The organism is Deltaproteobacteria bacterium (assembly GCA_016219225.1).
In the GTDB taxonomy this organism is placed as follows: domain Bacteria; phylum Desulfobacterota; class RBG-13-43-22; order RBG-13-43-22; family RBG-13-43-22; genus RBG-13-43-22.
In genome coordinates this window covers 1-5,906 of sequence record JACRBX010000205.1, presented here as the reverse complement: position 1 = coordinate 5,906, position 5,906 = coordinate 1, and the positions used below count along the sequence as shown (strand labels likewise).

Below are 5,906 nucleotides of genomic sequence, written 5' to 3'. Positions count from 1 at the left end.
GTTATTTATCCACCTGCCGTAAGCAGGGTCTCACGCCATCGGAATCATTGAGACTGTTGTTTGAGGGGAAATGGCCTCCATTTATGGAGACTGAATAACTGCTCTGAGGCATCAATTACGTTTGGAATGGTGAATAGTTACAAAAATAATCGATTTTTTTCTTGACTTTTGGTTCGTTGTAGGATAAATTCACCATATAAATTCACAAAACCTATTTACCCATTCTTTAAAAACTAAGGAGGGCAACATGAAAAAACAAAGAATCATTGGGACAGGGTTGTTGGTGTTGGGGTTATTTATCGGAATAATCTTGATGACCGGGCAGGCCATGGCCGCCGAACCCACTATGGGGGATGTGGTCAATGAAATGGCGAAACAATTAGGCATGACCACCGAGGCCTTAACCGCCATCATTTTCCCGCTTGGCGTAACAGGTTTGGACAAGGCGGCCACGTCGGCTAACATCGCCCAACTTTATCTGGCAGTGGATTCAGCCGTTGCCGCCGGTTCGCTCACGGGGAATGCCAGTACCTTGGTTAACACTGCCGCCACTAATGCCGGGGTTTCTGCGCCGATTATAAGCGCTGGCATTTCCTCCGGTACGACTATAGCAGCGGCTGCGGCTACCCGAGGCGGCGGTACAGGTGGTGGCGGCGGCGGTGGTGCTGGTGGCGGAGCCGGGGGCGGCGGCGGAGGGGGCGGCGGCGTTGTCTTCTCCAAAAGCAGGTAAAGAAGCTCAAAGCTGAAAGCTCTGGACTCAAAGTCAAAGTAAAAAAAGATCGAGATGTGCTTCACTTGAGGTGTATCCGCCAGCAGCGGATCTGAGGAACGTTGCATTTAAGGAGCATTTCATTTGAGGTTTGAGGCAAAATCGTTTGGCTCATAGCAAATGAACTCTTGGGATAAAAATAAAATTGAGCGAGAACGATCTTATCCAGATGGACATAACGAAAAAGATAGACCAGAAAGACGAAGTAGATGATTGCAGGGAGAGAAAGAGATTAACCATATTTCATTTGGAGGTGGCACCCGATGAACATGAAAAATTGGGATAGTTTGTTGGCGGTAAGCTTAATAATATCAATGCTTTGTTTTGTTTATCCTTTGGGGGCCCAGGTGGCCGGGCCAGGCAAGGGGAACATCAAAATCGGCCCGCTGGAAGTGCATCCTTTCGTGGGATTAACCGAAACGTATAATGATAACGTCTACCGTAATTACGGGAATTTGAAATCCGAATCCGATCTTATTACCACCCTTTCTCCTGGGGTGCAGCTCTTTTTGCCTTTGCAGCGCCATAACGTCCAATTAAATTACCGGGCCGACGTTAACTGGTTTTCAAATAACTCAGGGACCAACTATGCCAATCAACGAGTCGGCGGGGAGGTGAATCTGGATTTCCCGGGAGGATTGATCTTTGGACTATCGGATTATTATGCCGATGCAAAAATCCCCCGGAAGGCCAAAAACGGCAATAACAGTTCCAGTGACCCATTCCGGGAGTTGCCGTATACGGCCAATGATTTTAATGTTATGGCTAAATATCGGTTTGTAGACCGCTGGGCAGTCGAGGGCCGTTATAATAATTACGATTACGCCTATAAAAATAATTTTGATGAGGGTGGGAACTATAAAAGGGACTTATTCGGAGGATCATTATATTACCGATTCACCCCCAAGATAGATGCTTTGGCGGATTATAATTATGCTAAAACCAAATATAAGACCGCTACCTTTAACGATAATAAAGACCATTCGGCCTATGTGGGTCTCTCTTTTGATCCCACTTCCAAATTACGAGGCTATGCCAAAGTGGGTTGGGCTCAAAAAGAATATGATAACAGTCTGGCCAGAAGGAATAATACCTTTTCAACCTTCTCCAGCTTGATTAATGTCACTTATACCCTGTCCAGGTACGATGGATTGACCTTTATTGCCAACAGGCAAATTTTAGAAGATGTGGATACCAATGCCCCTTATACCAGCACGGATGTTTCCTTGTGGTATCGTCATATCCTGGCCTGGAACGAGAAGGTCAGTCTGAACGCCAATGCCGGATACGGAACCGGGAAGTTTGAACAAAGTACAACGGATATTGACGGTGCTATCAAAACCCGGGATGACAAGAAGTATTATGTCGGAGCGGGCGTCGGGTACGCCTTACAGCGCTGGTTGAACTTGGGACTCAATTACAGTTATACCAATAACGATTCCAATTTCCTGAATTATAACTACAAGGAAAACAAGGTCTGGGTCAGCGCAGTCGCAGCCTTTTAAAAGCTCAAAGTTCAAAGCTGAAAGCTCAAAGGAAAAACAGGAAAATCAGTTAGACGGGGCGCTTCGCTTAAGGATCGGAAGCGATTATTTTAAGCGAAGTGCTCTTTTTTTTATTGTTCTTCTCCTCAATGGGCATGAATTTGCAGTTGTGACGCTGATGAACAAAGAGTTAATAGAATAATTGCGGCTATCGGCGAAAATCTGCGTCCTAATTAAATCTTAAAATTTAATCTAAACGGGATGACCTGATTGTGATGCGGAAACAAATAGTAATCTTATTTTGGCTAACCCTTCTTCTGCCCTTCTCTGCCTTGGCCCAGGGCGATTATATGCTTGGTCCCGAGGATATGATTGAGATTACCGTTTGGGGTCATGAGGATTTGAAGCGCATGGTGCCGGTGTCCCTTGAGGGGACCATTACTTTCCCCATGATCGGGGAGGTCCGGGCCGCCGGAAAATCGACCCAGCAGTTGGAAAAAGAATTGGCCCGGAAATTGGGGGACGGCTATCTGAAGAACCCTCAACTCACTGTGACCGTTAAAGATTATAAAAGCCAGAAAGTTTTTGTCATGGGCGAGGTAAAAAATCCGGGTACCTATCCCATAACAAAAGAAAATAATTTACTTTTCGCCCTTTCCCAGGCCGGTGGGTTTACCAAGGATGCCGGGGAAGAGGTGGTGGTTATCCGACCCCGAGACCCTGTCAAACAAGGAAAGATGATGACCCTGGAAGAGGCCGCGGCCGATAAAAAAACGACTATCCTCCGGGTAAATCTAAAGGATGCCTTAGCCGGAGACCGAAAAGACAATGTGCCGATTCGGGACGGGGATTCCATTATTGTCCCCAAAATGCCCTTTTTCTTTGTCATGGGCGAAGTAAAAAATCCAGGACAGTTTAATTTGGAACGGGGGACAACGGTCCTGATGGGTATCAGTATCGGAGGAGGGCTTACGCCCAAGTCTGCCCCTAACCGGACCAAGATCGTCCGGGAAGTGGAGGGGAAAAAGACCGAAATCAAGGTTAACATGGAAACCCTGGTGCAGGCAGGGGATACGATTATCGTGCCGGAAAGCTTTTTTTAAGGAAGCTCAAAGCTCAAGGCTCAAGGCTCAAAGGAAAAACAGAAAGAAACTCAAAGCTGGGCGGAGAGAAAGAAATGAGATTTGGGTATGAAGATTGCAGAAGGGAAAGGTAGATTTTCGAAAAAAGAATTTGTTCAGTATTTATACATAGCACGAGGTTCCCTATATGAGACGATGACCTTGCTTGAAATTTTTAAAAGAAGAAATTGGATAAGCCATGAAAAATATTTTGAAATTTAAAAACAAGCCAAAGAAATAGCCTCGATGATCAAAGGTCTTATCAATTCCATCCTCAAGTAAATGAATTTCCCTTTGAGCTTTGAGCAAATGAATTAAGGAATTATTATGGAAGAAATTCAGGAAACTACCCGCGAAATAAACTTAAGAGACTATTGGCGAGTTCTTTCCAAGCGCCGATGGATTATAATTCTCTTTTTTCTGGTCTGTCTGACCACCGTGGCCATTTATTCCCTGACCATGACGCCGATCTACCAGGCTACGGCCCAACTGATGATCGAGAAGGCCAATCCCAATATTCTCTCTACCCAGGAGTTGGTGGCCATCGATACCTCGGGCACGGATTTTTATCAAACCCAGTATCAGATTCTGGAATCCCGGTCTCTGGCCCGGGAGGTCATAAAACGTCTTAATTTATCCCAATACCATGAATTTAAAAGACCGGAAAAAAAAGAATCCAATCTTCCCGGTGGTATAGCCGTTCCGGTTATCGGGAATCCATCACCGGACAACGATTCACCCCTGGTAGGCGCCTTCCTTGGGAAGCTGAAGATTCAGCCGATCCGGAACAGCCGTCTGGTGAAAGTGAATTTTGAATCTCAGGACCCTCAATTGGCGGCCAAGGTCGTCAATACCCTGGCCCAGGCTTATATCGATTGGGGACTGGGTTTAAGGCTGAAAACCCAACAAAATGCTGCGGTCTTCCTGGATGAACAGGTAAAAGAGGTCAAAAGAAAGCTTGAGGCCTCGGAACAGGCCCTTCAGCAATACCGTGAAAAATTTGGGGTGGCGGCTTTAACCGGGGGCGGCGGCTCCAAGGAATCGCAAGGGTCAGGGTCACAGGATATCAGCCGTCAAAAAATGTCCCAGGTAAATGCCCAGTTGGTGGAAGCTACCAATAAACGGATTGAGGCAGAGATTTATTTCAAAAAGGCCCAGGAGTCCCTAAAGCACCCGGAACAGGCCGAATCGATTCCAGAAGCCATCAATAATCCGGTGATCGTTGACATAAAGAGTCAAGAAGTCAAGCTCCTTCGAGATAAGATGGAAAAAAGCGAAAAATTCGGGCCGAAGCATCCAACCATGGTAGCCTTGAATCAGGAGATCGAAAGTTTAAGGAAAAAAAAGTTTCAGGAAATTAAAAACCTGGTTGATGCCATGAAATCTAAATACGAGGCCACCCTGGCCCAGGAGCATTCACTTCAAGCCGCTCTGGGACGGAGCCAGGCTGAGACAATCAACCGGGATAAGATCGCCATCCAATACCAGGTCTTGCAGCAGGAAACGGAGTCCAACCGCGGTCTTTATGATATGCTCCTGAAACGACTTAAGGAGACCAATGTCAGCGAAGAAAACCGGACCGTCAACATCCATGTAGTCGATCCGGCCGAAATCCCTAAAAGGCCAGCCAAACCCCGTTTAAAGCTGAATCTCCTTCTGGCCTGTCTGGTGGGGCTGATGGGCGGGGTAGGGGTGGCCTTTTTCCTGGAATATTTGGATAATACGGTTAAAACCCCGGATGATCTTAAACAGTACTTTAACGTTCCTTATCTCGGACCGGTCCCGAGTTTTTCCATTGAATCGGAACATCCGGGGTCCGAATTGGTCTCTTTAACTGATCCGAAATCTTCAGCCAGTGAGGCTTATCGTGGCCTGCGAACCGGTATCCTGTTTTCAACACCGGGGCATTCACCCCGTTCCTTGTTGATTACCAGCTCCGGCCCGCAAGAAGGGAAGACCATAACTTCCTCCAATTTGGCTATAACCATGGCCCAGGCCGGGCAAAAAATCATAATGCTGGATTGCGATATGCGCAAACCCCGTCTGCACAAAGTATTTAACTGCGAAAAAGGACGGGGCATGTCCAATATTTTGGTCGGGGAAGGGGATTGGAAGAAACTGAAGGTCTCGACCCAAATTCCCAATCTGGAAATTATCCCCTCCGGACCGATCCCACCCAATCCGGCCGAACTGATCGGATCGGACCGCATGAAGACCCTGCTCGCTGAAATCTTGCAGGAATACGACCGGGTCCTGATCGATTCACCGCCTATCGTAGCCGTTACCGATTCGGTCCTTCTTTCACGGTTTGTAGAAGGGGTGGTCCTGGTTATTCAGGTCGGGGTAACGGCCCGGGATGTTATCGCCAATTCCATCCGCCAGCTCCAGGATGTGCAGGCCCACGTCCTTGGCGCAGTCTTGAATGCCGTCAATATCGGGAAAGACAGTTATTATTATTACCAGTATTACTACTATTATTACGGTGAGAGCGGAGACCGGAAGAAGAAGAAACATAGCCGTAGGAAGTCGAAG

General features: G+C 47.1%; 5 protein-coding genes. All 5 read left to right on the top strand.

The window, feature by feature from the left end; translation table 11 throughout:
• The first annotated feature begins 247 nt into the window (after positions 1-247).
• Complete coding sequence (locus HY879_17635; protein MBI5605161.1) at positions 248-730, top strand: hypothetical protein; 483 nt, start codon at positions 248-250, stop codon at positions 728-730.
• Positions 731-1,032: 302 nt separating this feature from the next.
• Positions 1,033-2,274 carry an outer membrane beta-barrel protein gene (locus HY879_17630; GenBank protein ID MBI5605160.1) on the top strand — a complete coding sequence of 414 codons (1,242 nt, stop codon included), beginning with the start codon at positions 1,033-1,035 and terminating at the stop codon, positions 2,272-2,274.
• Positions 2,275-2,603: 329 nt separating this feature from the next.
• Complete coding sequence (locus HY879_17625; protein ID MBI5605159.1) at positions 2,604-3,356, top strand: polysaccharide biosynthesis/export family protein; 753 nt, start codon at positions 2,604-2,606, stop codon at positions 3,354-3,356.
• Positions 3,357-3,443: 87 nt separating this feature from the next.
• Complete coding sequence (locus tag HY879_17620; GenBank protein ID MBI5605158.1) at positions 3,444-3,596, top strand: four helix bundle protein; 153 nt, start codon at positions 3,444-3,446, stop codon at positions 3,594-3,596.
• Positions 3,597-3,701: 105 nt separating this feature from the next.
• The coding region (locus HY879_17615; GenBank protein ID MBI5605157.1) for a polysaccharide biosynthesis tyrosine autokinase at positions 3,702-5,906 on the top strand (2,205 nt) is incomplete at its 3' end.